This is a genomic window from Fulvivirga lutimaris, from assembly GCF_009711525.1.
Lineage (GTDB): Bacteria > Bacteroidota > Bacteroidia > Cytophagales > Cyclobacteriaceae > Fulvivirga > Fulvivirga lutimaris.
Window position 1 is genome coordinate 324 of the sequence record NZ_SMLV01000382.1, and the last position, 25,301, is coordinate 25,624.

Here is a 25,301-nt window from a genome sequence, read left to right on the forward strand (position 1 = left end):
CCCCACATCCTTTTTTGGTATTACCAACTCAAAAGCTATACTATCCCCATCAGGATCATAAGCTCCTGGATTGTGGTAAAAGGCAACATTAGGGCAGGCCCTGTCAATGGGCGGAATCAGTAACACAGGGGTATTATTACAACCTAAAAACCCATCTATGTTAATTTCAGTCTCTATGTAAAATCTTGTATTAACCGAATTGCCGTTTTCGATATTTAATACGCCAGCATTTCTATTGGCCTCAAGATAGCTAATGATATATTTTCCTTGAGAACCAAAGGTATGCCTAATGGTAAAGGCAGCTTTTGAGACATCTTCTCCTAAATCTTCTCCAAAAGGTTCACTTGTTTGATTTCCATTCTCATCTTGAAAAACCTGAGTATTGTTCTGGATAACAGGAAATGTCTCAAACTCATCTGGATCACTTTCATCACCAAATCTTAGCTCCCCATCTCCAAAAAGAACCGGGTCTGCTGGCCCACTATCAGTATAAACAATAATTGTAATCTCAAAAGTTAACCCACTACAGTTAACCCTTTTTACAATAATTTCACCAGCACGTAAATGGGTAGCATATACTTGAGTTGAAATACCCAATACAGCCAACAGCACAGTCGCTAAAATTAATCTAATATGTCTCAATCCCTTTTTCTTATAATTATAAATTATAGTACTGTTCTGATTTCTAATTCTATGATTTATTACTAAAAATAATCAATAAGTTACTAATGAACTTAATTTTTAATGATTATAGCAAAAATCATGCTCATTGATAACTATTTTTGACATTCCATAATTTTTAGAAATGAGAGTAATTAAAGAAATCACCAAACCAAACTACCGAATCACGATTTTTAATTGGAACGGTAAATACCTGATAAAATTTGAACAAGGTGATTTGGAGCAAACTTTTAAGATTTCCGAATTCGATGTTATCAGTGAAGAGGATATTTATGCTTTGCTAACGGATGATTTTAATAATGAGGTAGTCAAAAATTTCAGATCAATGAATGACATTCTCAATAAGCACTTCGAACCATTATGACCTTCAATCAAGATGAAGAATTAATTGCTAAATGCTATCTGGATAAGGAAGGTGATAATAATAACATTAGCTACTTAACCTCCACAAGTCTGCATGTAACCATAAATAGTAAGACTTATTCATTTTTTAACTACTGGATTAAGAATATTGGATTCAAGCAGAAAAAATTCCTAATTCCTATCGTATTAGGTGGGATAGCCGGACCATTGGCTGCATTGGGTTTGTTTCAATACTATCTAAACCACTGGGTAATGCTGAGCATTATGATGGCAGCAGTATTCTCAATCTATTACGGCATTGAAGGCGGGTTAGCATTGTGCATTGAAACTCCTATCAAGGAATATGATCTATTCTTAAAGAAAACAACACCACAACTAAAAGCATTTATTGCATTTGTTAGCAGCTCATTATCTGGTAATGAAATTGGATTTTATTTCAAGATCAGCATTCAAGATTGGAATAAAGCAAATGAGTTAGATTTTTATGAACCACCATCTAGTGGCATTATGCTTAGCAATAGCAAGCCCTTAAAGGAAGATAGACATGTGATTTTAGAAATATTACCTAAGGAACTAACTTTTGAGATTAAATATGAGCTTGAGCAGAATGATAAATTAGTGCCTATGGTCTATGAGAAAATTCCTTTAGGTCAAATAAAGAAAATCGGTTAACCCTATTCACTTCTTTCTGTTATCTTTGACGTTCTAACTCATTCTAGATGAAGCCTAAAGGCACCGAAAAGAAAAAGAAAAAAACCTTCAAACCCATCCTTTCTGGCACTCAGGAGTGGCCGGTTGTTCAATTAAGTAAAAATAGAAAGCTTTTTATTGACAAGGTTGTTGACGAAGCCTTTGCAAAAATCAGAGCCGATAACCCTAAAAAAAATGAGCTTAGGGAGGAGTTGGAAACTACTCTATATCGTGAACAGCTTAGAATAAGACAAAACCCCTGGAAGGTTGACCCAGATGATGAGAAAAGGTTTTGGAATAAAATAAAAGATGAGCTTGTTGACTTAGTCGGAAATGGCAATCATCGCGAAAAAGAAGAAGAGCTTCTTAAAAAGATATTACATCGATATACAGATGAAATAGCAGGGAATTTCAGAAAAAGCAGATATCGACTAGCAAGAGAAATAATTAAATTTGGCTTTGCCAGATTGCTAAATGCCACAAGGGTAAAGAGATTTGGAGCCTTTTTCAGAAATGAATATTCTCTTAATGATAAAATACAGATTGTAGGCAAAGCCAAGCAAGTCAGAAAGCTTGCCAAGATTGGTACAGTTGTAATGGTGCCTACCCATTTTAGTAATCTTGATTCTATACTAATAGGCTGGATCATTCATGTTTTGGGCTTACCGGCCTTTATATATGGTGCGGGACTTAACCTATTTAATATCAAGATTCTAGCATACTTTATGAACAGCCTTGGTGCATATAAGGTGGATAGAAGAAAGAAGAATCCTATTTATCTCGAGGCTCTAAAAACATATTCAAATTTGGCCATTCAAGAAGGTGCACATAGCCTTTTCTTTCCTGGCGGGACTCGCTCCAGATCTGGTCAGATTGAATCTTCCCTTAAACTAGGTTTGCTAGGTACGGCAATGGAAGCTCAGCGAAATATATTTATGGATCATCCTAATAAGGATGGAAAGAAAATATTTATAGTTCCTGTAACCATCAACTACAATTTTGTACTCGAGGCTCCTATCCTAATCAATGAGTATTTGGCGAGTAAGGGGCAAGAAAGGTATTATGTTGAAAGCGATGCCTATTCATCATCTTACAATTTGATCAAGTTTATGATCAAGTTCTTCACTAAAGGTTCTGATATATCTGTTTCAATTGGTCGTGGTATGGATTTACTCGGCAATTATGTTGATGATAAAGGAAATAGCATTGATAAGCATGGAAGATTTGTTGACACCCGGGACTACTTTATGAGCAATGGTGAACTCACAGCCGATCATCAAAGAGAGGAAGAGTATACTATTAGACTTTCAAAGACAATAGTTAAAGAGTATCATAGAATTAACCGAGTTTTTGCTAGTCATCTTGTGGCCTTTGTGGCATTCCAGATTTGGAGAAAGAGATATGAAAAGCTAGACCTTTATGATTTTCTAAGACTCCCTGAAGAAGACCTTTACATAAGCTATGATGAATTTTCAGACACTTTTAGCATAATAAGAAATGAGGTCTTTAAGCTTAAGAAAAAGAAGAAAGTTAATGTCGCAGCTCATTTGAAAAATCCACTGGAGGAAGTTATCAACTTTGGTATTGATAATGTAGGTATGTATCACAGCAGAAGACCGCTTCTTATTAACAAGAAGAAACAAATTATTACTAAAGACCTGAGCACGCTTTATTATTATCACAATAGAATGGATGGCTATGACCTCGAAAAATACTTCTAAGAAACCAGTAGCAGTAATAGGTGCCGGCAGTTTTGGCATGGCAATAGCTAACATACTTGCTCAGAATAGTGAGGTATTGCTTTATGCCCGAGATCCTGAGGTTATCAAAAAAATAGCTACTAATAAAGAGCATCGTGGCCAAAAAGTGCATACTAATATAACTGCCACTGGTGACTTGAGTTACATCGCAAATACCTGCGATATACTTTTCCCAATTGTTCCATCTTCAGCATTTAGAGAGATGATGCAGCAACTTTCACCTTACCTCCATCCCTACCACATTCTTATTCATGGCACAAAAGGATTGGACATTGAATTAGGAGAAGGTGAAACCTTGGACAACATAAAAATACTCAATAGAGAGAACGTAAAAACCATGAGCGAGGTGATCATGGATGAAAGCGTGGTAATAAGAGTTGGGTGCCTGGCAGGACCAAATTTAGCTAAAGAACTGGCAGCGGGACAACCTGCCGCTACTGTTGTTGCCAGTCATTATAATGAGGTAATTGAAGCTGGTCAGCAGTTATTAAGAAATGATCTTTTTCAGGTTTATGGTAATCAGGATTTGATTGGAATAGAACTCGCAGGGGTACTAAAAAATATAATTGCCATAGCTTCAGGAATACTAAGTGGCCTTAACCTTGGCGAGAATGCAAAGGGTCTACTAATCAGCCGTGGTATGATTGAAATGATTTACTTAGGTAAAGCCATGGGTGGAGATGTTGAAGCATTTGTCGGATTGGCAGGAATAGGAGATTTGGTAGCTACATGTAACAGTACCCTTAGTCGTAACTTTACTGTTGGAAATAGACTTGCTAAAGGTGAAAGCCTCACTGAGATTATTGCAAACATGGATGAAGTTGCAGAAGGAGTTAACACCATTAAAATCGCCAAAAAGATAATTGACTACCATAAAGTAAGGGCTCCAATAACTGAAGCCCTTTATGAAGTTTTATTTGAAGGCCTTCCTGTTGAAAAGGCCATACAGCTCTTAATGAAGTATCCTTATAATGTGGATATTGACTTTCTCTAAAATGCGGCTTTTATTTTTTCAGCCACACTAGCTAATTCTTCAGCTGACGGGTTTAGTTTTGGTCTTGAAAAATTGATGTCATCCATAATATTTAACGGCACCAAATGAACATGCGTATGCGGTACTTCTAAGCCAATTACGGCTATTCCTACCCTTTTGCATGGCACAGCAGCTTTCACTGCCTTTGACACTTTTTTAGCAAATGTCATAAGACCTTGGATGTCTGAATCTTCAAGATCAAAAATGTAGTCAACTTCTTTTTTAGGCACCACCAGGCAGTGACCCAATACCAATGGATTAATATCAAGGAAACTAATATAGTTATCATCTTCAGCTATAATATAGCCAGGAATTTCTCTATTGATAATTTTTGTGAAAATTGAGCTCATCAGATTCCTATTTCAATGATTTCAAATTCTATATCTCCACCTGGGGTTTGAATCTTAGCTTTGTCTCCAGCCTTTTTTCCTAACAAACCTTTTCCTATTGGCGATTGCACAGAAATTTTACTCGCTTTTAAATCAGCTTCCTCTTCTGATACCAGTGTGTAAGAAAAAGTAGCTCCGTTCTTGTTATTCTTAATCTTTACTTTAGAAAGAATTGACACCTTCGAAGTATCTATTGTGCTTTCATCTAATACTCTAGCGTTGCCTACAACTTCTTCAAGCTGAGCAATTTTAGCTTCTAAATGTCCTTGAGCATCCTTTGCAGCATCATACTCCGCATTCTCACTCAAATCACCTTTATCTCTTGCTTCGGCTATTTGCTTAGCTATATGTGATCTTCCCTTCGTCTTAAGCTCGTTAAGCTCATTCTTCAACTTATCTAAACCCTCTTTGGTATAGTATGCTATGTTTCCCATAAAAATGTATTCTGCTATAAAAACAAATAAACGGCCACACAGTAACCGTTTCTTCTATTAATTATCTATTTAGACCACAAATGTAATTGATTCTGACTGAACGCCAAAAAGCTATTTACCTACAAGCTCTGGAATATTTGTCTTGATTTGATTTAATATTTCCTCATCAAACTGAGCAAGGTAAAGGGTCTTTGCCTTTGTCAGCTGTTCCAGAGTAATACCTTTCGCTCCTCTCAAATCGGCCTTGTACAAACTTGCATTCTCAAAGTCCGCCCCAGTTAAGTAACAACCTCTAAGGTTAGATTCCATTAAAAAGGCATTCTTAAAATTAGACTTTATTAAGAAGGCATTCTCAAGCTGAGCCTTTATTAAATAAGCGTCTTTAAAATTAGCTCCACTCGCATAGGCTCCTTTTAGGTTGGCCTGATTTAGATTTGAATTTTCAAGGTTAGTCTGATTCAACCTGGTATTCTGCAAATTGGTTTCTATTAAAAATGCATTAGAAATATCTGACGAATTTAGGTTGGATCCACCCAGATTAACATAATTCAAATTTGTTCTTGAAAGATGGCAGTTAACTAAATTGATTTCGTTAATACCATGCCTGTTAAGCCTTTTAATATTACCAACCGTTCTAAAGGCAGCCTCTTCAGATTCCCAAAGCCTAAAGTCATCAATTTCATCTTTGTAAGTTCTAATTCTTTGACGCACCTCACCATTTTTATTAAGCCAAAAGATTAGAATACCTATAACCGCAATATCGAAAAGCATACCATGAGCTTCAGCCATTACCTGACCAAAGAACATTTCAAAATCTGCTAAATAATATTTTAAACTAAAGCTGAGTACAATTACAGTAAGTACAGCAAGCACAATAGAAGAAGTGAGAATTGGCTTCTCAATTATCGAATTGACATATTCTTCTAGTTTCTTTTTCTGATTATCCTTAATCATTAGTGCTTATACAGGACGGCTAATAATCTATATTACTAAAAATGAAGAACATATTAAAGAGTAATTTGAATTATGAACTCCATATTATTTACTTTCAATCACTTATGCGGAAATCTCAGCCTTTAATTTATCAACTAAAACTTCATTAATTCGCTCGTAAGATTCAAATGACCACCCTGCCACATGAGGCGTAAGGATCACATTATCAAAAGAACTCAATTTATCGAACGCCTTTTTCTGATCTTCTGTAAAGGTATTCATTTTTTCATTCTCAATTACATCTAATGCAGCTCCGCGAAGTCTATTAGTTGACAAATGATGAATAATTCCACTAAGAGATACGACTTCTCCTCTTGAGGTATTTAGAAACCAAAGAGGTTTTTTGAATTTTGACAAAAACTGCTTGTCCACCATAAAACGAGTCTCATCAGTTAATGGAACATGGATACTTAAAATATCAGCCTCTTCAAATATTTCATCAAGTTCGACCTGCTCTATACCTTCACAACTTATTCCATTCTTATATTTATCGTAGACAATTACACGACAACCGAAATGGACAATTTTACTAGCAAAAGCCTCGCCCATAAAACCAAATCCAATCAAGCCTATTGTCTTTCCTGAAATCTCATAGCCACGGTTACCTTCTCTATCCCATAGCATTGATTTAACCTCTTTATCAGATTTTACAATATTATTGAGAAGTGAAAATAACAATCCAACAGTGTGCTCAGCCAAGGCATTTCTATTTCCTTCTGGTGCGTTAATAATTTTCATCCCCCTTGACTCTATATAGTCAACATCCAAATTATCAATTCCTGCTCCTGCCCTACAGATGAATTTTAAATTATCAGCGTACTTCAATAAATCCTTATCGATAAACACCTTGCTTCTAACCACTACTCCATCATAACCAGCAAGCTGTTGAGCGACATCTTCTTTTTTAATATTAGGCTTATAGTCTCCTTTTATTCCAAGGTTAGAAAGCAATGAAAGAAGACTGCTGTGCATCTCATCTATTATAAGGAAGTTCAATTTTCGAAAGGTTTAAAGTAGTAGATGTACAATATAAAAATAAATGGCGAGGCCAAGAAGATCATTGGTGGTTGTTATAAACGGGCCAGATGCCAAAGCAGGATTAAATCCCAATTTATTAAGTAGCAATGGAGTAACTGTTCCAAGAAACGAAGCTATTAAAACAACAAAAAATAGTGCCAGTGAAACAACAAATGACAAAGTATTAGGTCCGCCAGTTATTATATTGAATCCATAAACCATACAAGACAGAACTAGACCATTGATCAAAGCAACCAAAAATACTTTCAGAAGCCTTTTAATCATTCCTCCACTAAACGCTGAAGGATTGGCTAAACTTTGAACCACAATAGATGAAGATTGAATTCCAACATTTCCTCCTGTTGCCTGAATAAGTGGAATAAAGAATGCTATGGCTGTAATTCTCAGTAATTCCTTTTCAAAAATACCTATGAACTTGGCACTTATAAAACCTCCTATTACACCTACTATTAGCCATGGAAGTCTTGCTTTTGTTAAATCCCAAACACTATCATCTTCTTCAACATCACCAGCGATACCAGACATCATCTGTCTTTCTTCATCAGCCTGCTCGGTAATAACATCTATAACATCATCAATTGTAATTCTTCCCAGCAATTTATTCTGAACATTGACAACAGGTACTGCTTCAAGGTCATATTTACGCATGATCTGAGCAACCTCTTCTTCTGACAAATAGGTTTCAACAGTTACCAGGTCCGATTCATAAATATCAGATATCAAAGTATTGTCTTCAGCCAGAATAATCCGTTTCAACGAAACCCTTCCCAGCAAACAATCCTTATCGTCAACAACATATACAGAATATAATTTCTGCACATGCTCTGCCTGCTTTCTGATTTGCTCAATACACTGAATAACAGTCCAGTTAACATTTGCTTTGACAAGCTCTTTGGCCATCAGACCTCCGGCCACATCCTCGTCATAACGAAGCAGATCCAGGATATTAGCCTCCTTCTCTGAGTTATCAATACCTGCCAGAACCTCTTCCCTTTCTTTAATTGGGAGCTCATTAAGAATATCTACAGCATCATCAGAATCAAGGTGATTAACTATCTCAGATATTTCCTGAGTTTGGAAAGAGCGAAGGAATTTCTCCCTTACATCTTCATCAAGATCATTTATTATTTCGGCCCGTTGTTCAGGGGTTAAAACGTCTAATACATACTTAGAGTCTTCAGAATTAAACTCATAAAGCAATGTGGAAATGTCAGCAGGTTTGATACCCTCCAGAGATTGTACAATAAAGTCAACATCCTTCTCACTAACCGCCTGTTGAAAGCGCTCACGAAATTCGTTAGTTAGTTCAAATTGAATTAGTTGTTCCACTTTGTTATCTCATTGGTAAGCCCTACAAAATCATTTACAGATAATGTCTCAGCTCTTCTATTTAGTAATTCCAGCTCCGTAATCTGAGCTGGCAAATTTAGAGGTTTTAATGCGTTGCGCAATGTTTTGCGTCTGCTTTGAAAACCCTGCTTTATAACCTTTTTGAACAGCACTTCATCACAGTCCAGCTTCTCTACATCATTACGTCTTAGACGTATAACTCCAGACCTCACTTTTGGTGGTGGATCAAATACATGTGCCTCGACATCAAACAGATAATCGAAATCATAATAAGCCTGCAAAAGCACGCTCAGAATACCATAATCTTTATTTCCAGGTGGCGAAGCCAGACGTTTAGCCACTTCATATTGTAACATGCACACCACAGTGTCTACCCTATCTTTTATATCTAAAATCTTAAAAAAGATTTGAGATGAAATATTATAAGGGAAATTACCAATGATGTCAAATTTGTTAGTCTTTATATAATCAATATCCTTTCTGAGAAAGTCCCCATAATGAGTGCGAGAAGATAGGCTTGGAAACTTCTTTATCAGATAGTCTATCGACTCCTTATCTAGATCAATAAGCGTCAATTGGTCAGTATAATTTTCAATAAGGTACTTTGTAAGTACTCCTGTACCCGGTCCTATTTCCAGGATATCTCCTTTTGGTTTTGTATCAGAAAGTGCCTTGACAATATCTGAAGCAATCAGTTCGTCAGTCAAAAAATGTTGTCCCAGATGTTTTTTGGCTCTAACCATCCATTTTCATTAATTAGAAAATACTTTAACTTGCAAGCACTATAAAAAGAAGTGAAAAAGCTTTGCAAAACAGCCGGTAAAGTTATTAAAAATAATGAGCAGTCATTCAACAGCTATGGATAAACCCAAAATAGGTATAACGATTGGAGATATTAACGGAATTGGCCCTGAGGTTATAATCAAAGCCTTAAATGACAATCGCATTCTTAATTACATGACCCCTGTCATCTATGGATCTACTAAGGCCATTTCATATTATAGAAAGGCGTTTGATTTAAATGATTTTAACTACACCCATTACAGAGATAATAAATTTACTTACAGCAAAGTAAATATTGTCAATTGCTGGGATGAAATGATAGAAATAAATGCTGGAAGTGTAACTCCAGAGGTTGGTGCAGCTTCATTTAAAGCTTTGCAAAAAGCTGTGGAGCATTTGAAAGAGGGGCTCATTGATGCAGTAGTTACCGCACCGATAAATAAAAATAATATTCAGTCCGAAGAATTTAAGTTTGCAGGTCATACTGAGTACTTCACTGAAAACTTTGATGGTAAAGACAGTCTGATGTTCCTAACAAGTGAAGATATTAAGGTTGGTGTGGTTACAGGTCATATTCCTTTAAAGGATGTAAGTAAAAATGTCACAAAGGAGCTTATCATTAAAAAGCTGAAAATTATGGAGGAGTCTCTTCGAGTTGACTTTGGCATTTCAAAACCAAGAATAGCCGTTTTGGGGCTCAACCCTCATGCAGGGGAAGAAGGACTTTTGGGGTCTGAAGATGGAAATGTGATCAAGCCTGCCATTGATGAGGTCAAAAATAAAGGTAAGCTTGTATTTGGCCCGTACCCGGCTGATGGCTTCTTTGGTAAAGGAGAGTATAAAAAATTTGATGCGGTATTAGCCATGTATCACGATCAAGGTTTAATACCATTTAAAACCTTGGCATTTAACAATGGTGTGAACTTTACTGCCGGCTTATCTATAATAAGAACATCTCCAGATCACGGCACTGCCTATGACATAGCTGGAAAGAATGTAGCCAATGAAAGTTCTATGCGTGAGGCTATATTTATGGCTTATGATATATTCAAAAACCGCTCAGAGCAGAAAAAAGAGAGCTAACACTCTATTATTTACCACATATATGCTATTCTTACCTCCATTACTTAATTATTTACAAATCTTTTAACTTTACCCACAAGGTTTAGAAAAATGGATATAATCACCCGAAAGCAACTTAACATACTAATTCAGCTCGCTGTTTCGGACAAGCATTTTTCAAACCTTGAGCGCGACAGAATCTATGAGATAGCCCGTAAGAAAGGTTTTCCTCAAAGTGATGTTAAAGAACTTATAATAAATCCAGAACCGATAGGTACATTTGGAGCATTATCTGACAATCAAAAATTCGAATACCTTTTTGCCTGTATTGATCTCATGTTGATTGATCAAAAAATATTTGAAACAGAATTGAATTTCTGTAAAGACATAGCTATAAAGCTTGGCTTTAAAAAGAATGTTGTTGAGTTTATGAGAGACGAGATTTACAAACATCAAAAGGACGATCTTCAAAAGCTGGTGTTAAATGAATACACTTAATACTCAATTCATTCAAAAAGCTTAGAAGTTATCTTTTAATATTCAGATTTATCTTATTAACTTTGCACCCTAATTTGGAGAGAGGCTATGCGTGTGCTAGACAGATTCAACATTGACATCTACAAACTTAGCAATGCTACTCATCAATACGATTTCGAATTTGATGATACATTGTTTAGTGAATTTGAAGACAGTTTTGTTGATAAAGGAAATGGCAAAGTAAATGTAGCTCTTGAAAAAAATGAATCGTTCATAAAGTTGACGATGATAATAGATGGAAATATAGAGCTCCAGTGCGATAGAAGCCTGGATTTGTTTGACTTTCCTCTAAATATTGAAACAAGTATCATCTTCAAATACGGAGAAGAAGAGCAAGAATTAGATGACGATATTGTGATTATCAATCGTGATAGACAACGTTTAAATCTGGCTCAGTACATATACGAATTCATTGGTCTTGAAGTACCGATGAAGAAGTTGCATCCTAGGTTTGAAGACGAAACTGGTGACGATGAATTGATATATAGTAGTGAAAAAGACAATGACGAAGTTGAAAATAAAAGTACTGATATCGATCCTCGTTGGGAAAAATTAAAAAAACTGAAGTAAAAAATTAAATTAAAATAGAATACGATGGCTCATCCTAAGCGAAAAATCTCGAAATCGAGAAGAGACAAAAGAAGAACTCATTACAAAGCTGAGGCTAAAACTCTTGCTGTTTGCCCTACAACTGGAGAGTTTCACTTACCACACAGAGCATTCTGGTTAGAAGGAAAACTTTACTACAAAGGTAAAGTTGTGATGGAGAAAGAAGTTCTAGCGTAAGCTTGAGCTTATGAAGATTGCACTAGATGCAATGGGTGGAGATTTTGCCCCTGACTGTACAGTTCAGGGTGCAGCACTTGCTGCCCAAGAATTACCTGAAGGTACCTCCATTGTCCTTGTAGGACAAGAAGATGTTATAAACGCCAAGCTCAAAGAGCATAATATCACTTCTGATAAATTGGAAGTGTATCATGCAGATGAAATTATTGAGATGGGCGAGCACCCAACAAAAGCATTATCACAAAAGCCCAACTCCAGTATAGGTGTTGGGTTTGGTTTGTTAAGGGCGGGAGCTGTAAAAGCATTTTCAAGCGCTGGAAATACTGGTGCTATGCATGTTGGTGCTATGTTTACCATCAGGGCAATAGAAGGCATAATTCGTCCGGGTATTGCTGGGTTTATGCCCAAAGAAGACGGTGGCTTCGGTGTAATTATGGATGTAGGTGCTAATGCCGACTGCAAGCCCGATGTGCTACTACAGTTCGGACAGATAGGCTCACTATATGCTAAGCATGTATTCGAAATTGACAATCCTAAAGTTGGGCTAATGAACTTGGGCGAAGAGGAACAGAAAGGAACTCTTCTTACTCAAGCCGCTTATCAACTTTTTAAGATAACAAAAGGCATAAACTTCATTGGCAACATTGAGGGACGTGACCTGTTCAACAACAAAGCAGATGTTATTGTGTGTGACGGGTTTACGGGAAATGTCATTCTCAAAATGGCCGAATCATTTTTTGATCTACTTCAGGCCAGACAAATAAAAGATTCTTATTTCGACAGGTTTAATTATGAAGCTATTGGCGGAAGTCCTATCTTGGGCGTCAATGGCAACGTGGTCATTGGTCATGGTGTTTCTAGCGCTATGGCAATTAAGAATATGCTTTTGCTGTCATTAAAAATGGCAGAATCGAATATTCACCTGAAGATTAAAGAAAAATTTGAAGAATAAAATTTAAACTATGGCTAAAATAAAAGCCGCAATCACTGGTGTACATGGTTATGTACCCGAATATGTTCTTACAAACCAGGAGTTAGAGACCATGGTCGAAACTAACGATGAGTGGATCACTTCAAGAACAGGAATTAAAGAAAGAAGAATTTTAAAGGGTGAAGGTAAAGGCACATCAGTCATTGGTATTGAGGCTGCCAAAGGTCTTTTAGAAAAGACTAATACCAATCCAGAAGATATCGATTTAGTAATCTTCGCTACAATAACACCCGACATGGTATTTCCAGCTACTGCCAATCTGGTATCAGCAGCTATAGGTGCTACTAATGCATTTAGCTTTGATATGGGTGCGGCATGTTCAGGTTTTATATATGCATTAACAACAGGAACTCAGTTTATTGAAGCAGGTACTTACAAGAAGGTATTAGTACTTGGCGCTGATAAAATGTCTTCTATTATTGATTACAAAGACAGAACTACATGCATCATCTTTGGTGATGGCGGTGGAGCTGTATTGTTAGAACCAAGCACAGACGATAATGGTATCATTGATGCTATTCATAAAAGTGATGGTACTGGAGCAGAGTTCTTGAAAATGAAAGCTGGGGGAAGCGCTTATCCCGCCACTCATGAAACGGTGGATGCGAAAGAACACTATGCACGTCAAGACGGTGCCACTGTTTTTAAATTTGCAGTGACCAACATGGCCGACTACGCTGCCAAAATAATGGAGCGTAACAATCTTACTGCAGATGATGTTGACTGGTTAGTCCCTCATCAAGCCAACAAAAGGATAATAGATGCAACAGCCAATAGAATGGGTGTTACAGAAGATAAGGTAATGATGAATATTGAGAAGTATGGAAATACTACCAGTGGAACCATTCCTTTACTATTATGGGATTATGAGAAAAAATTAAAAAAGGGAGACAATCTTGTACTAGCAGCCTTTGGAGGCGGTTTTACATGGGGATCGATCTACCTTAAGTGGGCTTACGATGCCAAATAGCAATTGCTTTTGTTAAACGTATTAGTAACTTTATTTTTTAAATTATAACTCATGGCAACAACAGCCGATTTCAAAAACGGTCTATGTTTAGAATATAACCACGACCTATACACTATCGTGGAATTTCAACATGTAAAGCCAGGCAAAGGGCCTGCTTTTGTAAGAACAAAACTTAAAAGCCTTACTTCAGGAAAAGTAATAGAGAATACCTTCTCTGCAGGGCATAAAGTTGTAACCGCCCGAATAGAAAGAAGACCGCACCAATATTTATATAAAGATGAATTGGGCTACCATCTCATGGATAGTAGTACTTTCGAACAAACATTTGTTCCTGAAGGAGCTATAGAAAACGCTGACTTAATGAAAGAAGGTCAGGCAGTTGACGTACTCTATCATGCAGAAAAAGAAGAGGTGATTGGTAGTGAACTTCCTCAATTTGTTGAGTTGACAGTTACATATACTGAACCAGGATTGAAAGGTGATACTGCTACGAACGCCACGAAAAAAGCAACTTTAGAGACGGAGGCAGAAATAAATGTTCCTTTATTCATCAATGAAGGAGACAAAATTAAAATTGAAACTACATCACGCTCTTATTACGAGAGAGTGAAAGAATAATATTGCTAACCACAAGGTCAGTTAATTAGACGCAACAAAATATTGAACGAACCTTATTAAACTTGAACACAAAATGAAAACAAAGGAAATAAGAGATCTCATAGACTTTATATCTGCTACAGGTCTTAACGAAGTAAAGATTGAAACAGAAGAACTAAAACTTTCTATAAAAAGAGAGCCAGACGTACAGAACAGAATTGTTGAAGCAAGCGTAGCTCCGGCTGCTCCAGCACCAGTTGCTGCAGCTCCGGCTCCAGCGACTCCGGCACCTGCCTCGGCACCCGCACCTGCTGCTGAAGCACCTGCATCAAGCCAATATGTAGAGGTTAAATCTCCAATGATTGGAACATTCTACAGATCTCCAAATCCTGACTCCCCTTCGTTTGTTAATGTTGGTGATAAGATTGAAAAAGGTCAGCCAGTATGTATCATTGAAGCTATGAAGCTTTTCAATGAAATAGAATCAGAGGTATCTGGAACAATTGTAAAAGTTGTTGCTGAAAATGCTTCACCTGTAGAGTACGATCAAGTGTTATTCTTGGTTGACCCTTCATAATTTTTCGATCTGAAAAAGATCCTATTTAAACATCGGTAACCTTTAAATTCGAAAGATTGTGTTTAAAAAAATATTAATAGCCAATAGAGGCGAAATTGCACTTAGGATAATCCGTACCTGTCGTGAGATGGGTATTAGAACAGTCGCTGTATACTCTACTGCCGACAAGGAAAGTTTACATGTTAGATTTGCAGATGAAGCAGTCTGCATTGGTAAAGCTCCTAGTAAGGATTCATACCTAAACATTCCAAATTTAATTGCTGCGGCAGAAATAACTAATGCGGATGCAATACATCCAGGATATGGTTTTTTATCTGAAAATGCTGAATTCAGTGCTGTTTGTGCTGAATACAATATAAAATTCATCGGTGCTAGCCCTGATATGATTGACAAGATGGGTGATAAGGCTACAGCCAAGGCAACCATGAAAAAAGCAGGTGTACCTACAATACCAGGCTCCGAAGGACTTTTAAAGTCTATTGAAGAAGGCAAGAAAATAGCAGCTAAAATAAAGTACCCTGTTATTCTAAAAGCGACTGCCGGTGGTGGTGGTCGTGGTATGCGTATCGTAAAAGATGAGGCCGGGTTTGAGAAAGCGTGGAATGATGCCAAGCAAGAATCTGGTGCCGCTTTTGGTAATGATGGACTTTATCTTGAAAAGTTCGTTGAAGAGCCTAGGCACGTTGAAATACAAATTGTAGGAGACAGAAAAGGCAAGGCCTGCCACCTCTCAGAAAGAGACTGTTCTATCCAGAGAAGGCATCAAAAATTACTTGAAGAGACTCCTTCACCAGTAATGGATACTTTCAAGAAACTTAGAGAAAAGATGGGGGATGCAGCCGTTAAAGCTGCAGAAGCTATTAAATATGAAGGTGCGGGCACTGTAGAATTTCTGGTTGATAAAAATGGTGATTTCTACTTCATGGAAATGAATACTCGTATTCAGGTAGAGCATCCTATCACTGAAGAAGTTACAGACTATGATTTGATAAAGGAGCAAATAAAGGTTGCTGCTGGAATATTGATATCAGGTAAAAACTACACACCTAACTTATATGCTATGGAGTGTAGGATCAACGCTGAAGATCCTGCAAATGGATTCCGACCGTCTCCAGGAAAAATCACTAACCTTCATATGCCAGGTGGTCATGGTGTAAGAATTGACAGTCATGTTTACGCTGGCTATACTATCCCTCCAAATTACGATTCAATGATTGCCAAACTTATCGTAAGTGGGCAGTCCAGAGAAGAAGTGATTACGAGGATGAAAAGAGCCTTGAGCGAATTTGTCATTGAAGGTATCAAAACAACAATTCCTTTCCACCTTAAATTAATGGACGACAAGAAATTCCAATCTGGTCAGTTTACGACTGCTTTTATGGAGACTTTCGACATGAGTGGAATTGAGTAAGAATACTTATTAAACTATATTTAAAAGCCCTGACTTTATATCAGGGCTTTTTTTTGCTTTAGATCATTACATTGGCGATATATTGTCAATTGTGTAATTTGCTGGTTGTATGAAATATCTTGTTATACTTCTGTTAGGCTTGCCAATCATGCTAAATGCACAAGCTCCTGATAAATACTTGTTTGCGGGAGCAAATGCAAATAGTTACAAAGGGGATATGGGTGATTTCAATCAATGGAATGGAGGGTTTCAGGCTGGCATTCAGTTCAATAAAAAGAAAAAACTAAACGGAGCTCTGCAATTAACTTTTGGGGCTGTTAGCGATCAGCAAAAGGTGCAAGAGAGTGCTCAGATATCGCAAGACCCAAGTCCAAACAGCTATTTCAAAAGTAATTTCTTCGCTATAAATTATGAGGTTCATTATAACATTATTAAAACTTCTAAATGGCTAGTATATATAAGCCAAGGTGTCGGCTTTATTAGATATACACCCAAAGATGAATTCGGTAAAAAGTTGGAAGATCAACCTACCACCAGAGCGGAACAAGAAAACTTTAGAAGCTCTTCTTTCATGCTTCCTTCTTCAGTTGGTGCTGCTTATTTTCTTGCAAATGAAGTAGGCATAGGCATTCAAACGACTTTTTACAATCCTCTGACTGATTACCTAGACAACATCTCAGAGTTGGGTAATTCTGATAATGATAATATTTTAAACCTAAAGTTAAGCTTGTACTTCCCTATAGCTTTTGCAAATGAATATTAGACCCTATAAGTCAGACGACAAGCAAGAGCTTCTAGACCTCTTAAAGCTTAACATTCCTAAATACTTTGCGCAAGAAGAGCTTAATGATTTAGAGGAGTACCTAAAAGACCATCTGGAATATTATTATGTAGTAGAAGTTGATAACCAACTTGTAGGTGCAGGTGGTATAAACACTACCGACCGAGCGGATACCGTTCGCATTTCATGGGATTTTTTTCATCCTGAGTGCCAAGGAAAGGGGTTTGGTTCTGCTTTGTTGAAATACAGGATTGAAGAAATAAAAAGGATGAAATTTGTTAAGGTCATAGAAGTAAGGACGTCTCAATTAGTATATCAATTTTATCAAAAATTAGGATTTGAGCTGATTGAAACTGTCAAAGACTTTTGGGCGGATGGGTTTGATCTTTACCAAATGAAACAACTCATAAAGCATTAGAAAGAGAAATTCTCTTTCATTTATTGCTGAACCGACTTATATTATAAACGTTAAGCAAGTACAATTCATAATTTGCCAATGAAGAACGCATCTGCTTGGTTAAGAGTAATTAGTCGCTTTGGCGTGATATCCGAAAATGAGGATGACATTAGTCGAAGAATTTCATTCTCAAACGTCATCTTTATTTCATTACCTATAGTTTATGTCATCTTTATGATCATAGATATAGAATCCTATTTAATCCCTATTTCCCAACTGCGATTCGATCAATTTGTAGTTCCAATAGTAATTCTAATTTGTTTCTGCGGCCTATATCTTAATAGAAAAGGAATAACCACATTAAGTAGGGTCGTGTTTACCATTGTCTGGCCATTACTACTACACCTTATTCCTATTAAACTTCTCTTTGCCCCATCTGATTATATGTTGGCCTACCCTTTCGGCATTGTTTTTCATGGGCTACTTATCCAGCTTATGTTTTCATTTAAGCAGGAGAAGATGCTTTTCTCTTTATTTATGATTCTCAATGCAGTAGGAATGATAACCTTTCCTGCACTTTTAGTCTATTTTGATGCAGACAATGACATACCACAAACCATTGTTAATTATAGATATTATTTCTTTGATGGAATCCTCTATTGGCTATTATTCAACTTAGTGATATTCTATATCATGCATATCATAGAATCTAATATTCAAAGGATTAACGATGCTAAGCTTCTTATCGAAAGCCAAAAAGAGGAATTAGACTCAATCAACCAAAACCTAGAGATGCTAATTGATCAGCGTACGAAATCATTGATGGAGCAAAACGATAAACTACAAAAGCATGCCTTCTTTAACGCGCACTTGTTAAGAGGCCCTTTTTGCCGGATTAAAGGGTTAGTAAATCTGCAAGAATTGAGTACTGAAAAAGAAGATCAAGAAGTAATAAAGGCAAAACTTGAAGAAAGCTTAAATGAACTAGATAGCAGATTGCAAGAAATTCAAATAACTGTTGAGACAATCACCTTTGATAAGGGATTAGAATAAAAAAGCTCTTGATTTCCATCAAGAGCTTTTAAAATCATTTTAGAAGAATTTTAGTTTCTACCTCCACCAATAGACACGCCTATCTTAATGGACATATAACTGTTTTTAATATTTTCAGTTAATTCGACTGTCGATCCATTAACCTCAACTTCATCTGTTGCCGGTATTAAATTATAATCAAATATAAAATTGAAGTGCTTATAATCGAAGCCTAATCTAGGATAAAATCCTATCACTGTTCCAGCACTAGCTGAACCGGCTTGACCACTAACTTCAACATTCGCATTGGCAAAAAGACCTAATCCTAACCCTGCAAATGGTCTAAAGTCATTATTATTAAAATAATATTGGCCATTGACTGTATATGATGCAGATGCAGCAACTTTGGCTTCTTGGGTACCAACCACTTTTGCCATAGCAGCAGATTCAATTCTCAAGTTAAGTAATATAGCATCTGTTATTCTATACCCAGGTTCAAGGTAAATTGCAATACCTCCTCCACCATCGGACGGAATGGCATACCCAAAACCTAAGCCTACTTTAAATGGCTTAAATTCTTGCGCATTCGCTGTCATCCCAATGGCAACAAATACCATCAATAATAAAGTCTTTTTCATAGTCTGATAAGTTAGTTAAGCATGTAATAAACTCAATTCAACCATCAATTCCAATAAGTAGTATTACGTAATCTTAAATAGACGAACTTTAAAACTATTAATAATCACCATTTTGTATCAACGAAACGAGCTCATCGTACCACGCTTGCCCATATTTCCTGATTAACGGTTCTTTTAGAAACTTATAGACTTCTACTCCTAACTCTTTGCCAAAATCACATGCAGGACTACAGATATCCCAGCGGTCATAATTTAAGGCTTCAAACTGATCATACTTTGTGGCCCTGATCGGATATAGGTGACAGCTTATTGGTTTCTTATAATCAGTTTTACCATCAACATAAGCCTGTTCAATGCCGCACTTTAAAATGCCTCTATCATCATATATGGCATAAGCACATTCCTTACCCCCTATCGTAGTAGTTGAATACTCACCATCCTCATCAAGAACATACTTTCCTTGTTCTTTAATGGCAGCTTTTCCTTCTTCAGAAAGGTAAGGTTCAACAGCGTCATAAATCTTATCTAGAATTGGCAGTTCATCATTTTCTAACGGTGCCCCAAGATCACCCTCAACACAACACGCACCTTTACACTTTTCAAGATTACAAACGAAAAACTGCTCCTTGATATCATCAGACAATATTACTTTCCCATGCTCAATCATAACTGCAAAAGTAGGCCTTTTAAGGCAATGTTTTAAACCTCAAAGGAAGGTGAGCGGCAGTAATGATTTTTTCCATTTTAAAATCTCTGCTCCTTTAGAACTTAGCCCATTTATGAATTAACTTTACCCTCTTGAAATACAGAAGGATTGGGATTAATTTGATAGGATGGATTATTTAGATAGCCTTAACGAACCTCAGCGAGAAGGCGTTGTCAACACCGAAGGACCCACCATGCTTATTGCCGGTGCGGGATCAGGAAAAACAAGAGTACTTACTTTCAGAATTGCCTATTTGATACAACAAAAAGGTGTTGACCCTTTTAACATTTTGGCACTTACTTTTACCAATAAGGCGGCCAAGGAAATGCGTGATAGGATTGAAAGTGTGGTTGGTTCGGATGCACGTAATCTATGGATGGGAACTTTTCACTCGGTTTTTGCGCGAATTCTTAGGTCTGAGGCCGATAAGATAGGATATCCTAGCAATTTTACTATATATGATGCTGACGACTCAAAGTCACTCATAAAAACTATAGTTAAAGAACTTAATCTTGACGACAAGGTCTATAAGGCTAATGTTGTTTTCAACAGAATATCTGGCGCTAAAAACAGGCTAATCTCTTGGCGGGAATATAACAACAACCCAATATATCTTGCTGATGATGAAAGCAATATGAAGCCCGAGCTGGGTAAGATCTACCAGATCTATTGTCAGCGTTGCTTTAAAGCTGGAGCTATGGATTTTGATGATTTATTATTTAATACCAATGTCCTGTTTAAAGAGCATACTGATGTATTGAATAAATATCAGCAGCGCTTTCAATATGTAATGGTTGATGAGTTTCAGGATACAAACATCTCACAGTATTTAATTACAAAAAGACTGGCTGCTGTTCGTCAAAATATCTGTGTAGTGGGTGACGATGCGCAAAGTATTTACGCTTTCCGTGGAGCAGACATCCAAAATATCTTGAATTTTGAAAAAGACTATCCAGATTTAAGAATAATCAAATTAGAACAGAATTACCGCTCTACTCAGACAATAGTTAAAGCTGCCAATTCGGTTATTTTCAAAAACAAAGCCCAGCTTAAAAAGAATGTTTGGACGGATAATGTAGAAGGCAATCTCATCGAATTACTGCGCGCTAATTCAGACAATGAAGAAGGCAAACTTGTTGCCTCCTCTATTTTTGAAGAAAAGATGCAGCATCAATTAAAAAATAGTGATGTTGCTATCCTATATAGAACCAACAGTCAATCCAGAGCAATAGAAGAAGCTCTGAGAAGGATGAACATTAAATACAAAATTGTTGGTGGGTTGTCTTTCTATGCAAGAAAAGAAATCAAAGATCTGATGGCCTATATGAGATATGCTCTCAATACCAATGATGAACAATCTCTAAGAAGAATTATTAACTATCCTAAAAGAGGAATAGGAGGCACATCAATCGACAAGATAGTTGTAGCTGCTAATGATCAGGGCCTTGACCTATGGGTGGTTTTAGAAAATATAAGCTCCTTTTTACCAGGACGTGCTGCTAATGCCATTGAAGATTTTGTCAACCTTATCAAAAGCTTCCAAATTGATATAGAGAAAAAGGATGCCTATACAGCCGCCAACGAGATTGCAAAGCGTTCCGGGTTGATGAAAGACCTGTATGAAGACAAAACTGTAGAGGGATTAAATCGATACGAGAACGTTCAGGAACTGCTAAATGCAGTCAAAGAGTTTGTAGATGACCCTGAAAAAGAAGACAAGTCTTTAGGTTCATTTTTGCAGGAAGTAGCACTATTGACAGGTGTTGATAATGACAAAGATGAAGACAATGACAAGGTAACTTTAATGACCATTCATATGGCTAAAGGTCTTGAGTTTAAAAATGTCTACATCGTTGGTATGGAAGAAGACTTGTTCCCTTCTCAGATGATGCTCAGCAGTCGCGCTGACCTTGAGGAAGAGCGAAGATTATTCTATGTAGCGATCACTAGAGCGGAAACCAAGCTATTTCTCACCTATGCATTGAGCAGATATCGCTTTGGAAGGCTTAAAAATTGTGAACCTAGTAGGTTTATTGATGAAATTGACCCTAATTACATAAAAGTTAACGAGCGCGCAAAAGTGACCGAATCGGTTAACACTGCAGGTTATGCTAAAAGCTTTGTTAGTGGTATGAAAAAGACCACAGCTTCTCAAGTTGTAAAGTCAAAATCTAACTACAAACCACCCGCAGATTTTCAACCAAGCGATACTTCAGGCCTTGAAAAAGGAATGAAAGTTGAACATCCTAAATTTGGATACGGCATGGTTGAGGCCATTGATGAATCTGGTGCAAACCGGAAAGCCAAGGTCAATTTTGATGACTTTGGTGAAAAAACATTATTACTTAGTTTTGCTAAACTTAAAATACACCCGAATTAAGGGTTAAACACACCTATGGATAACATTACAACTCTGGAGTACAACACCAACCAGGAGCCAATTATACTTAAAGAGTACGGCCGAAATGTACAAATGCTTGTCGAATATTTGAGATCAATACCTGATGTTGAAAAAAGAACTGAACAAGCCCATACACTAATTGAATTGATGAAACAGGTTATGCCTTCTCTTAAAGAGGCTAATGAAACCAACCAAAAACTTTGGGACGACCTGTATATCATGGCTGGCTTTGATATTGAATTAAAAGGCCCATACCCTAAGCCTGAGCCTGATGTTTTAACCAAAAAGCCTGAGCGTGTGCCTTACACTACCAACAGAATAAAATATAAGCACTACGGCAGAAACTTAGAGTTACTAGTATTAGAAGCTATTAAAAAAGAAGACCCTCAAGAAAGAGAAGATGCCATTATTTACATCGGTAAATTGATGAAAAGTTTTTACGGTAGCTGGAATAAAGAAGTAATTGATGATGCTGTAATTCTTGAAAACATGCAATCAATTTCTGGTGGAAAACTCAATATTGATTTGGAAAAAGTAAGAGAAGACAATTTGTTTGAAAGACTTTACAAACCTAAGCGCAAGCCCAACCGCGAAAATGATGATCGTGACAACAGAAATAGAAACAGAAACCGTAAAGGAGGCCAAAGACAACAGCGCAGAAGAAATTAAATGAGTTCATTCAAGATTCAAGGAGGCACCAAGCTCAAAGGCGAAATAACTCCTCAAGGTGCAAAAAACGAAGCATTACAAATTATAGCCGCAGTACTTTTAAGTGCTGAACCTATAACAATCAATAAAATTCCTAATATCAGAGATGTCAATAAGCTTATTGAGCTGGTTGGCGATCTTGGTGCAAAAGTTGAAAAGCTAGGGCCTGAGAGTTACAGGTTCACTGCCAAAGATCTTGATGTTGGTTTTCTTGAAACTGATCAATTTAAAACAAAGGCCGCTTCGCTAAGAGGATCAATTATGATTCTCGGGCCTCTATTGGCCAGGTACGGATATGCCAAAATACCAAGACCCGGTGGAGATAAAATAGGTAGAAGACGACTGGATACACACTTCCTAGGATTTGAGGCACTCGGTGCCAAATTCAACTATTCTGCCAAAGATGGTTTTTATAAAATAGACGCTTCTGACCTAAATGGTAAATACATCCACCTTGATGAGGCTTCTGTAACAGGTACTGCCAACATTCTCATGGCCGCAGTATTAGCCAAAGGAACCACCACTATTTACAATGCAGCTTGCGAGCCTTATATCCAACAGCTTTGCAAAATGCTCAATAGCATGGGTGCTAAAATTTCAGGCATCAGCTCTAACCTTCTTACAATAGAAGGTGTAAATGAGCTTGGTGGCACTGAACACACAATGCTTCCAGATATGATTGAGGTAGGAAGTTTTATTGGACTGGCTGCCATGACTCAATCTGAGATTACAATCAAAGGTGCCGGAGTTAAACATCTTGGGCTTATACCAGGAATTTTTCAAAAGCTGGGTATAAAACTGGAGATTAAAGGCGATGATATTTACATCCCGGCACAGTCGAGATATGAGATTGATACTTTTATAGATGGTTCGATAATGACTGTTGCTGATGCGCCATGGCCAGGATTTACCCCCGATTTATTAAGTATTGTTTTAGTTACAGCTATTCAGGCAAAAGGAACTGTATTGGTGCATCAAAAGATGTTTGAAAGCAGACTTTTCTTTGTTGATAAGCTTATTGATATGGGTGCACAAATTATTCTTTGTGACCCCCATAGGGCTACTGTAATAGGGCTTGACAGAAAACAACCTCTTAAAGGAATAAAAATGTCTTCTCCTGATATTAGAGCAGGGGTTTCATTATTAATAGCCGCACTTTCTGCAGAGGGTGAAAGCATCATTTCCAATGTAGAGCAGATTGACAGAGGTTATCAAAATATCGACTCACGATTAACAGCACTTGGTGCTAAAATCGAAAGACTAGAACAATAGGATAATTCTTTTGTTTTGAAGTTGATTTATTTTAACTTTTTAAAATCTAACTTCAAATCAACTAAAACATGGAAATTTTGGAACAAGGTACAGACTATATGATGACCTATGCCATAGAGTATGGGGTACCATTAATTAAAGGATTAATCACCCTAATAATTGGCTTATGGGTAATTAAGGCCATTCGAAGAGCTATAAGAAAGGCTTTTGCAAAGAGCAAAATAGATGCCTCCCTTCAACCCTTTCTCATTAGCTTAATCTATAATACGTTATTGGTTCTGTTGTTACTCACAGTACTAAGCACGCTAGGTATACAAATGACCTCTTTTGTGGCTATTATAGGTGCTGCAGGTTTAGCCATTGGTTTGTCATTACAAGGTACACTCCAAAATTTTGCAGGTGGAGTTATTATTTTAATCATGCGCCCCTTTAAAGTAGGGGATTTCATTGAAGGTGGTGGTCATATGGGTGTCATCAAAGAGATACAGATTTTTAATACGATAATGACGACTGGTGATAATAAAAGAATTATCATTCCTAATGGAGGTCTCTCTAATAGCTCTATTACCAACTACTCTGCTGAAGAGAAAAGAAGAGTAGATATGGTTTTTGGCATAGGCTATGATGATGATATCAAAAAGGCCAAGGAAATATTAATTAAACTTGTAGAAGAGGACGAAAGAGTATTAAAAGAGCCAGCTTACAGGGTTGATGTTGCCAATCTTGGAGATAGCTCAGTAGACTTCAATGTAAGACCATGGGTGGCTACTGCAGACTATTGGAATGTATATTGGGATTTCCAGGAAAAAGTTAAACTTACCTTTGATAAAGAAGGAATTTCTATTCCATTCCCACAAAGAGATGTTCATATCTATAACGAGAAGTAAGCGTTAAGATTTTTTCATAAAAAAAGCCGTTTCG

The 25,301-nt window shown here is 37.0% G+C and carries 28 protein-coding genes and 1 pseudogene; 20 read left to right on the forward strand and 9 right to left on the reverse strand.

Annotated elements, in window-relative coordinates:
- A pseudogene (locus E1140_RS11520) lies at positions 1-642 on the reverse strand (hypothetical protein); the annotation flags it as partial.
- A 163-nt stretch (positions 643-805) separates the two neighbouring features.
- Between E1140_RS11520 and E1140_RS11525 the strand changes: the two are divergent.
- Genes E1140_RS11525 through E1140_RS11540 form a run of 4 tightly spaced genes read left to right on the forward strand, consistent with a single transcriptional unit; the run spans position 806 to position 4,488 of the window.
- Entirely contained in the window at positions 806-1,045 is a 240-nt protein-coding gene (locus E1140_RS11525; RefSeq protein WP_155183502.1) for a hypothetical protein, read from the forward strand.
- Positions 1,042-1,716, forward strand: a complete 675-nt coding sequence (locus E1140_RS11530; protein WP_155183505.1) for a hypothetical protein — start codon at positions 1,042-1,044, stop codon at positions 1,714-1,716. Before E1140_RS11525 ends, E1140_RS11530 begins: the two co-directional genes overlap by 4 nt.
- A gap of 47 nt (positions 1,717-1,763) precedes the next feature.
- Positions 1,764-3,455, forward strand: coding sequence for a 1-acyl-sn-glycerol-3-phosphate acyltransferase (locus E1140_RS11535; protein ID WP_155183508.1), 1,692 nt, complete (start codon positions 1,764-1,766; stop codon positions 3,453-3,455).
- Positions 3,433-4,488, forward strand: a complete 1,056-nt coding sequence (locus tag E1140_RS11540; RefSeq protein ID WP_155183512.1) for an NAD(P)H-dependent glycerol-3-phosphate dehydrogenase — start codon at positions 3,433-3,435, stop codon at positions 4,486-4,488. The genes E1140_RS11535 and E1140_RS11540 overlap by 23 nt, the downstream gene beginning before the upstream one ends.
- Here E1140_RS11540 and E1140_RS11545 read toward each other — a convergent pair.
- From E1140_RS11545 to rsmA, 6 genes are all read right to left on the reverse strand, one after another.
- Positions 4,485-4,877 (reverse strand): HIT family protein, encoded by a 393-nt coding sequence (locus tag E1140_RS11545; protein WP_155183517.1) that lies wholly within the window; start codon positions 4,875-4,877, stop codon positions 4,485-4,487. The genes E1140_RS11540 and E1140_RS11545 overlap by 4 nt on opposite strands.
- Positions 4,877-5,350, reverse strand: a complete 474-nt coding sequence (gene greA, locus E1140_RS11550; RefSeq protein WP_155183520.1) for a transcription elongation factor GreA — start codon at positions 5,348-5,350, stop codon at positions 4,877-4,879. Before greA ends, E1140_RS11545 begins: the two co-directional genes overlap by 1 nt.
- Positions 5,351-5,461: 111 nt before the next feature.
- Positions 5,462-6,304: a pentapeptide repeat-containing protein gene (locus tag E1140_RS11555; protein WP_155183523.1), complete on the reverse strand. Its 843-nt coding sequence runs from the start codon at positions 6,302-6,304 to the stop codon at positions 5,462-5,464.
- Positions 6,305-6,406: 102 nt separating this feature from the next.
- Positions 6,407-7,339 (reverse strand): NAD(P)-dependent oxidoreductase, encoded by a 933-nt coding sequence (locus E1140_RS11560; RefSeq protein ID WP_246202847.1) that lies wholly within the window; start codon positions 7,337-7,339, stop codon positions 6,407-6,409.
- 12 nt (positions 7,340-7,351) lie between these two features.
- Positions 7,352-8,710, reverse strand: a complete 1,359-nt coding sequence (gene mgtE, locus E1140_RS11565) for a magnesium transporter (protein ID WP_343034234.1) — start codon at positions 8,708-8,710, stop codon at positions 7,352-7,354.
- A complete protein-coding gene (gene rsmA, locus E1140_RS11570) occupies positions 8,698-9,474 on the reverse strand; it encodes a 16S rRNA (adenine(1518)-N(6)/adenine(1519)-N(6))-dimethyltransferase RsmA (RefSeq protein ID WP_155183525.1) in 777 nt (258 codons plus the stop codon). The genes mgtE and rsmA overlap by 13 nt, the downstream gene beginning before the upstream one ends.
- Positions 9,475-9,568: 94 nt before the next feature.
- On the opposite strand from rsmA, the gene pdxA reads away from it, so the two are divergent.
- From pdxA to E1140_RS11630, 12 genes are all read left to right on the forward strand, one after another.
- A complete protein-coding gene (gene pdxA, locus E1140_RS11575) occupies positions 9,569-10,597 on the forward strand; it encodes a 4-hydroxythreonine-4-phosphate dehydrogenase PdxA (RefSeq protein ID WP_155183528.1) in 1,029 nt (342 codons plus the stop codon).
- Between the two features lie 90 nt (positions 10,598-10,687).
- On the forward strand, positions 10,688-11,074 hold the full coding sequence (locus tag E1140_RS11580; protein ID WP_155183531.1) for a TerB family tellurite resistance protein: 387 nt from the start codon (positions 10,688-10,690) through the stop codon (positions 11,072-11,074).
- An 87-nt stretch (positions 11,075-11,161) separates the two neighbouring features.
- Positions 11,162-11,683 carry a YceD family protein gene (locus tag E1140_RS11585; RefSeq protein ID WP_155183533.1) on the forward strand — a complete coding sequence of 174 codons (522 nt, stop codon included), beginning with the start codon at positions 11,162-11,164 and terminating at the stop codon, positions 11,681-11,683.
- 24 nt (positions 11,684-11,707) lie between these two features.
- Positions 11,708-11,899 carry a 50S ribosomal protein L32 gene (gene rpmF / locus E1140_RS11590; RefSeq protein WP_155183536.1) on the forward strand — a complete coding sequence of 64 codons (192 nt, stop codon included), beginning with the start codon at positions 11,708-11,710 and terminating at the stop codon, positions 11,897-11,899.
- 10 nt (positions 11,900-11,909) lie between these two features.
- Complete coding sequence (gene plsX / locus E1140_RS11595; RefSeq protein ID WP_155183539.1) at positions 11,910-12,851, forward strand: phosphate acyltransferase PlsX; 942 nt, start codon at positions 11,910-11,912, stop codon at positions 12,849-12,851.
- A 10-nt stretch (positions 12,852-12,861) separates the two neighbouring features.
- Entirely contained in the window at positions 12,862-13,860 is a 999-nt protein-coding gene (locus tag E1140_RS11600) for a beta-ketoacyl-ACP synthase III (protein WP_155183542.1), read from the forward strand.
- A gap of 51 nt (positions 13,861-13,911) precedes the next feature.
- A complete protein-coding gene (efp, locus tag E1140_RS11605) occupies positions 13,912-14,478 on the forward strand; it encodes an elongation factor P (protein WP_155183545.1) in 567 nt (188 codons plus the stop codon).
- Between the two features lie 73 nt (positions 14,479-14,551).
- Positions 14,552-15,034, forward strand: coding sequence for an acetyl-CoA carboxylase biotin carboxyl carrier protein (accB, locus tag E1140_RS11610; RefSeq protein ID WP_155183549.1), 483 nt, complete (start codon positions 14,552-14,554; stop codon positions 15,032-15,034).
- A gap of 58 nt (positions 15,035-15,092) precedes the next feature.
- Entirely contained in the window at positions 15,093-16,445 is a 1,353-nt protein-coding gene (gene accC / locus E1140_RS11615; RefSeq protein ID WP_185153541.1) for an acetyl-CoA carboxylase biotin carboxylase subunit, read from the forward strand.
- A 109-nt stretch (positions 16,446-16,554) separates the two neighbouring features.
- Positions 16,555-17,208, forward strand: a complete 654-nt coding sequence (locus E1140_RS11620; protein ID WP_155183552.1) for an outer membrane beta-barrel protein — start codon at positions 16,555-16,557, stop codon at positions 17,206-17,208.
- Positions 17,198-17,644 (forward strand): GNAT family N-acetyltransferase, encoded by a 447-nt coding sequence (locus tag E1140_RS11625; RefSeq protein WP_155183555.1) that lies wholly within the window; start codon positions 17,198-17,200, stop codon positions 17,642-17,644. Before E1140_RS11620 ends, E1140_RS11625 begins: the two co-directional genes overlap by 11 nt.
- A gap of 78 nt (positions 17,645-17,722) precedes the next feature.
- A complete protein-coding gene (locus E1140_RS11630) occupies positions 17,723-18,676 on the forward strand; it encodes a hypothetical protein (protein WP_155183558.1) in 954 nt (317 codons plus the stop codon).
- 50 nt (positions 18,677-18,726) lie between these two features.
- Here the strand turns inward: E1140_RS11630 and E1140_RS11635 are convergent, their stop codons facing one another.
- Together E1140_RS11635 and E1140_RS11640 are read right to left on the reverse strand one after the other, a co-directional pair.
- Positions 18,727-19,293, reverse strand: a complete 567-nt coding sequence (locus E1140_RS11635; protein ID WP_155183561.1) for an outer membrane beta-barrel protein — start codon at positions 19,291-19,293, stop codon at positions 18,727-18,729.
- Positions 19,294-19,390: 97 nt separating this feature from the next.
- Positions 19,391-19,960 carry a DUF3109 family protein gene (locus E1140_RS11640; RefSeq protein ID WP_155183564.1) on the reverse strand — a complete coding sequence of 190 codons (570 nt, stop codon included), beginning with the start codon at positions 19,958-19,960 and terminating at the stop codon, positions 19,391-19,393.
- A gap of 166 nt (positions 19,961-20,126) precedes the next feature.
- On the opposite strand from E1140_RS11640, the gene E1140_RS11645 reads away from it, so the two are divergent.
- From E1140_RS11645 to E1140_RS11660, 4 genes are all read left to right on the forward strand, one after another.
- Complete coding sequence (locus E1140_RS11645; protein WP_155183567.1) at positions 20,127-22,379, forward strand: ATP-dependent helicase; 2,253 nt, start codon at positions 20,127-20,129, stop codon at positions 22,377-22,379.
- A gap of 15 nt (positions 22,380-22,394) precedes the next feature.
- Positions 22,395-23,069, forward strand: coding sequence for a DUF4290 domain-containing protein (locus E1140_RS11650; RefSeq protein WP_246202848.1), 675 nt, complete (start codon positions 22,395-22,397; stop codon positions 23,067-23,069).
- Positions 23,070-24,380, forward strand: a complete 1,311-nt coding sequence (murA, locus tag E1140_RS11655) for a UDP-N-acetylglucosamine 1-carboxyvinyltransferase (RefSeq protein WP_155183570.1) — start codon at positions 23,070-23,072, stop codon at positions 24,378-24,380. It begins immediately after the preceding gene.
- 68 nt (positions 24,381-24,448) lie between these two features.
- The gene (locus E1140_RS11660) at positions 24,449-25,267 is read left to right on the forward strand and encodes a mechanosensitive ion channel family protein (RefSeq protein WP_155183573.1); all 819 of its coding nucleotides are present in this window, start codon (positions 24,449-24,451) and stop codon (positions 25,265-25,267) included.
- Positions 25,268-25,301: the final 34 nt, after the last annotated feature.

Excerpts from the sequence above, each read along its gene's own strand:
- E1140_RS11525 (WP_155183502.1), top strand. The coding sequence starts at position 806 with ATGAGAGTAATTAAAGAAATCACCAAACCAAACTACCGAATCACGATT.
- E1140_RS11530 (WP_155183505.1), top strand. The coding sequence starts at position 1,042 with ATGACCTTCAATCAAGATGAAGAATTAATTGCTAAATGCTATCTGGAT.
- E1140_RS11535 (WP_155183508.1), top strand. The coding sequence starts at position 1,764 with ATGAAGCCTAAAGGCACCGAAAAGAAAAAGAAAAAAACCTTCAAACCC.
- E1140_RS11540 (WP_155183512.1), top strand. The coding sequence starts at position 3,433 with ATGACCTCGAAAAATACTTCTAAGAAACCAGTAGCAGTAATAGGTGCC.
- E1140_RS11545 (WP_155183517.1), bottom strand. The coding sequence starts at position 4,877 with ATGAGCTCAATTTTCACAAAAATTATCAATAGAGAAATTCCTGGCTAT.
- greA (WP_155183520.1), bottom strand. The coding sequence starts at position 5,350 with ATGGGAAACATAGCATACTATACCAAAGAGGGTTTAGATAAGTTGAAG.
- E1140_RS11555 (WP_155183523.1), bottom strand. The coding sequence starts at position 6,304 with ATGATTAAGGATAATCAGAAAAAGAAACTAGAAGAATATGTCAATTCG.
- rsmA (WP_155183525.1), bottom strand. The coding sequence starts at position 9,474 with ATGGTTAGAGCCAAAAAACATCTGGGACAACATTTTTTGACTGACGAA.
- pdxA (WP_155183528.1), top strand. The coding sequence starts at position 9,569 with ATGAGCAGTCATTCAACAGCTATGGATAAACCCAAAATAGGTATAACG.
- E1140_RS11580 (WP_155183531.1), top strand. The coding sequence starts at position 10,688 with ATGGATATAATCACCCGAAAGCAACTTAACATACTAATTCAGCTCGCT.
- E1140_RS11585 (WP_155183533.1), top strand. The coding sequence starts at position 11,162 with ATGCGTGTGCTAGACAGATTCAACATTGACATCTACAAACTTAGCAAT.
- rpmF (WP_155183536.1), top strand. The coding sequence starts at position 11,708 with ATGGCTCATCCTAAGCGAAAAATCTCGAAATCGAGAAGAGACAAAAGA.
- plsX (WP_155183539.1), top strand. The coding sequence starts at position 11,910 with ATGAAGATTGCACTAGATGCAATGGGTGGAGATTTTGCCCCTGACTGT.
- E1140_RS11600 (WP_155183542.1), top strand. The coding sequence starts at position 12,862 with ATGGCTAAAATAAAAGCCGCAATCACTGGTGTACATGGTTATGTACCC.
- efp (WP_155183545.1), top strand. The coding sequence starts at position 13,912 with ATGGCAACAACAGCCGATTTCAAAAACGGTCTATGTTTAGAATATAAC.
- accB (WP_155183549.1), top strand. The coding sequence starts at position 14,552 with ATGAAAACAAAGGAAATAAGAGATCTCATAGACTTTATATCTGCTACA.
- E1140_RS11620 (WP_155183552.1), top strand. The coding sequence starts at position 16,555 with ATGAAATATCTTGTTATACTTCTGTTAGGCTTGCCAATCATGCTAAAT.
- E1140_RS11625 (WP_155183555.1), top strand. The coding sequence starts at position 17,198 with ATGAATATTAGACCCTATAAGTCAGACGACAAGCAAGAGCTTCTAGAC.
- E1140_RS11630 (WP_155183558.1), top strand. The coding sequence starts at position 17,723 with ATGAAGAACGCATCTGCTTGGTTAAGAGTAATTAGTCGCTTTGGCGTG.
- E1140_RS11635 (WP_155183561.1), bottom strand. The coding sequence starts at position 19,293 with ATGAAAAAGACTTTATTATTGATGGTATTTGTTGCCATTGGGATGACA.
- E1140_RS11640 (WP_155183564.1), bottom strand. The coding sequence starts at position 19,960 with ATGATTGAGCATGGGAAAGTAATATTGTCTGATGATATCAAGGAGCAG.
- E1140_RS11645 (WP_155183567.1), top strand. The coding sequence starts at position 20,127 with ATGGATTATTTAGATAGCCTTAACGAACCTCAGCGAGAAGGCGTTGTC.
- E1140_RS11650 (WP_246202848.1), top strand. The coding sequence starts at position 22,395 with ATGGATAACATTACAACTCTGGAGTACAACACCAACCAGGAGCCAATT.
- murA (WP_155183570.1), top strand. The coding sequence starts at position 23,070 with ATGAGTTCATTCAAGATTCAAGGAGGCACCAAGCTCAAAGGCGAAATA.
- E1140_RS11660 (WP_155183573.1), top strand. The coding sequence starts at position 24,449 with ATGGAAATTTTGGAACAAGGTACAGACTATATGATGACCTATGCCATA.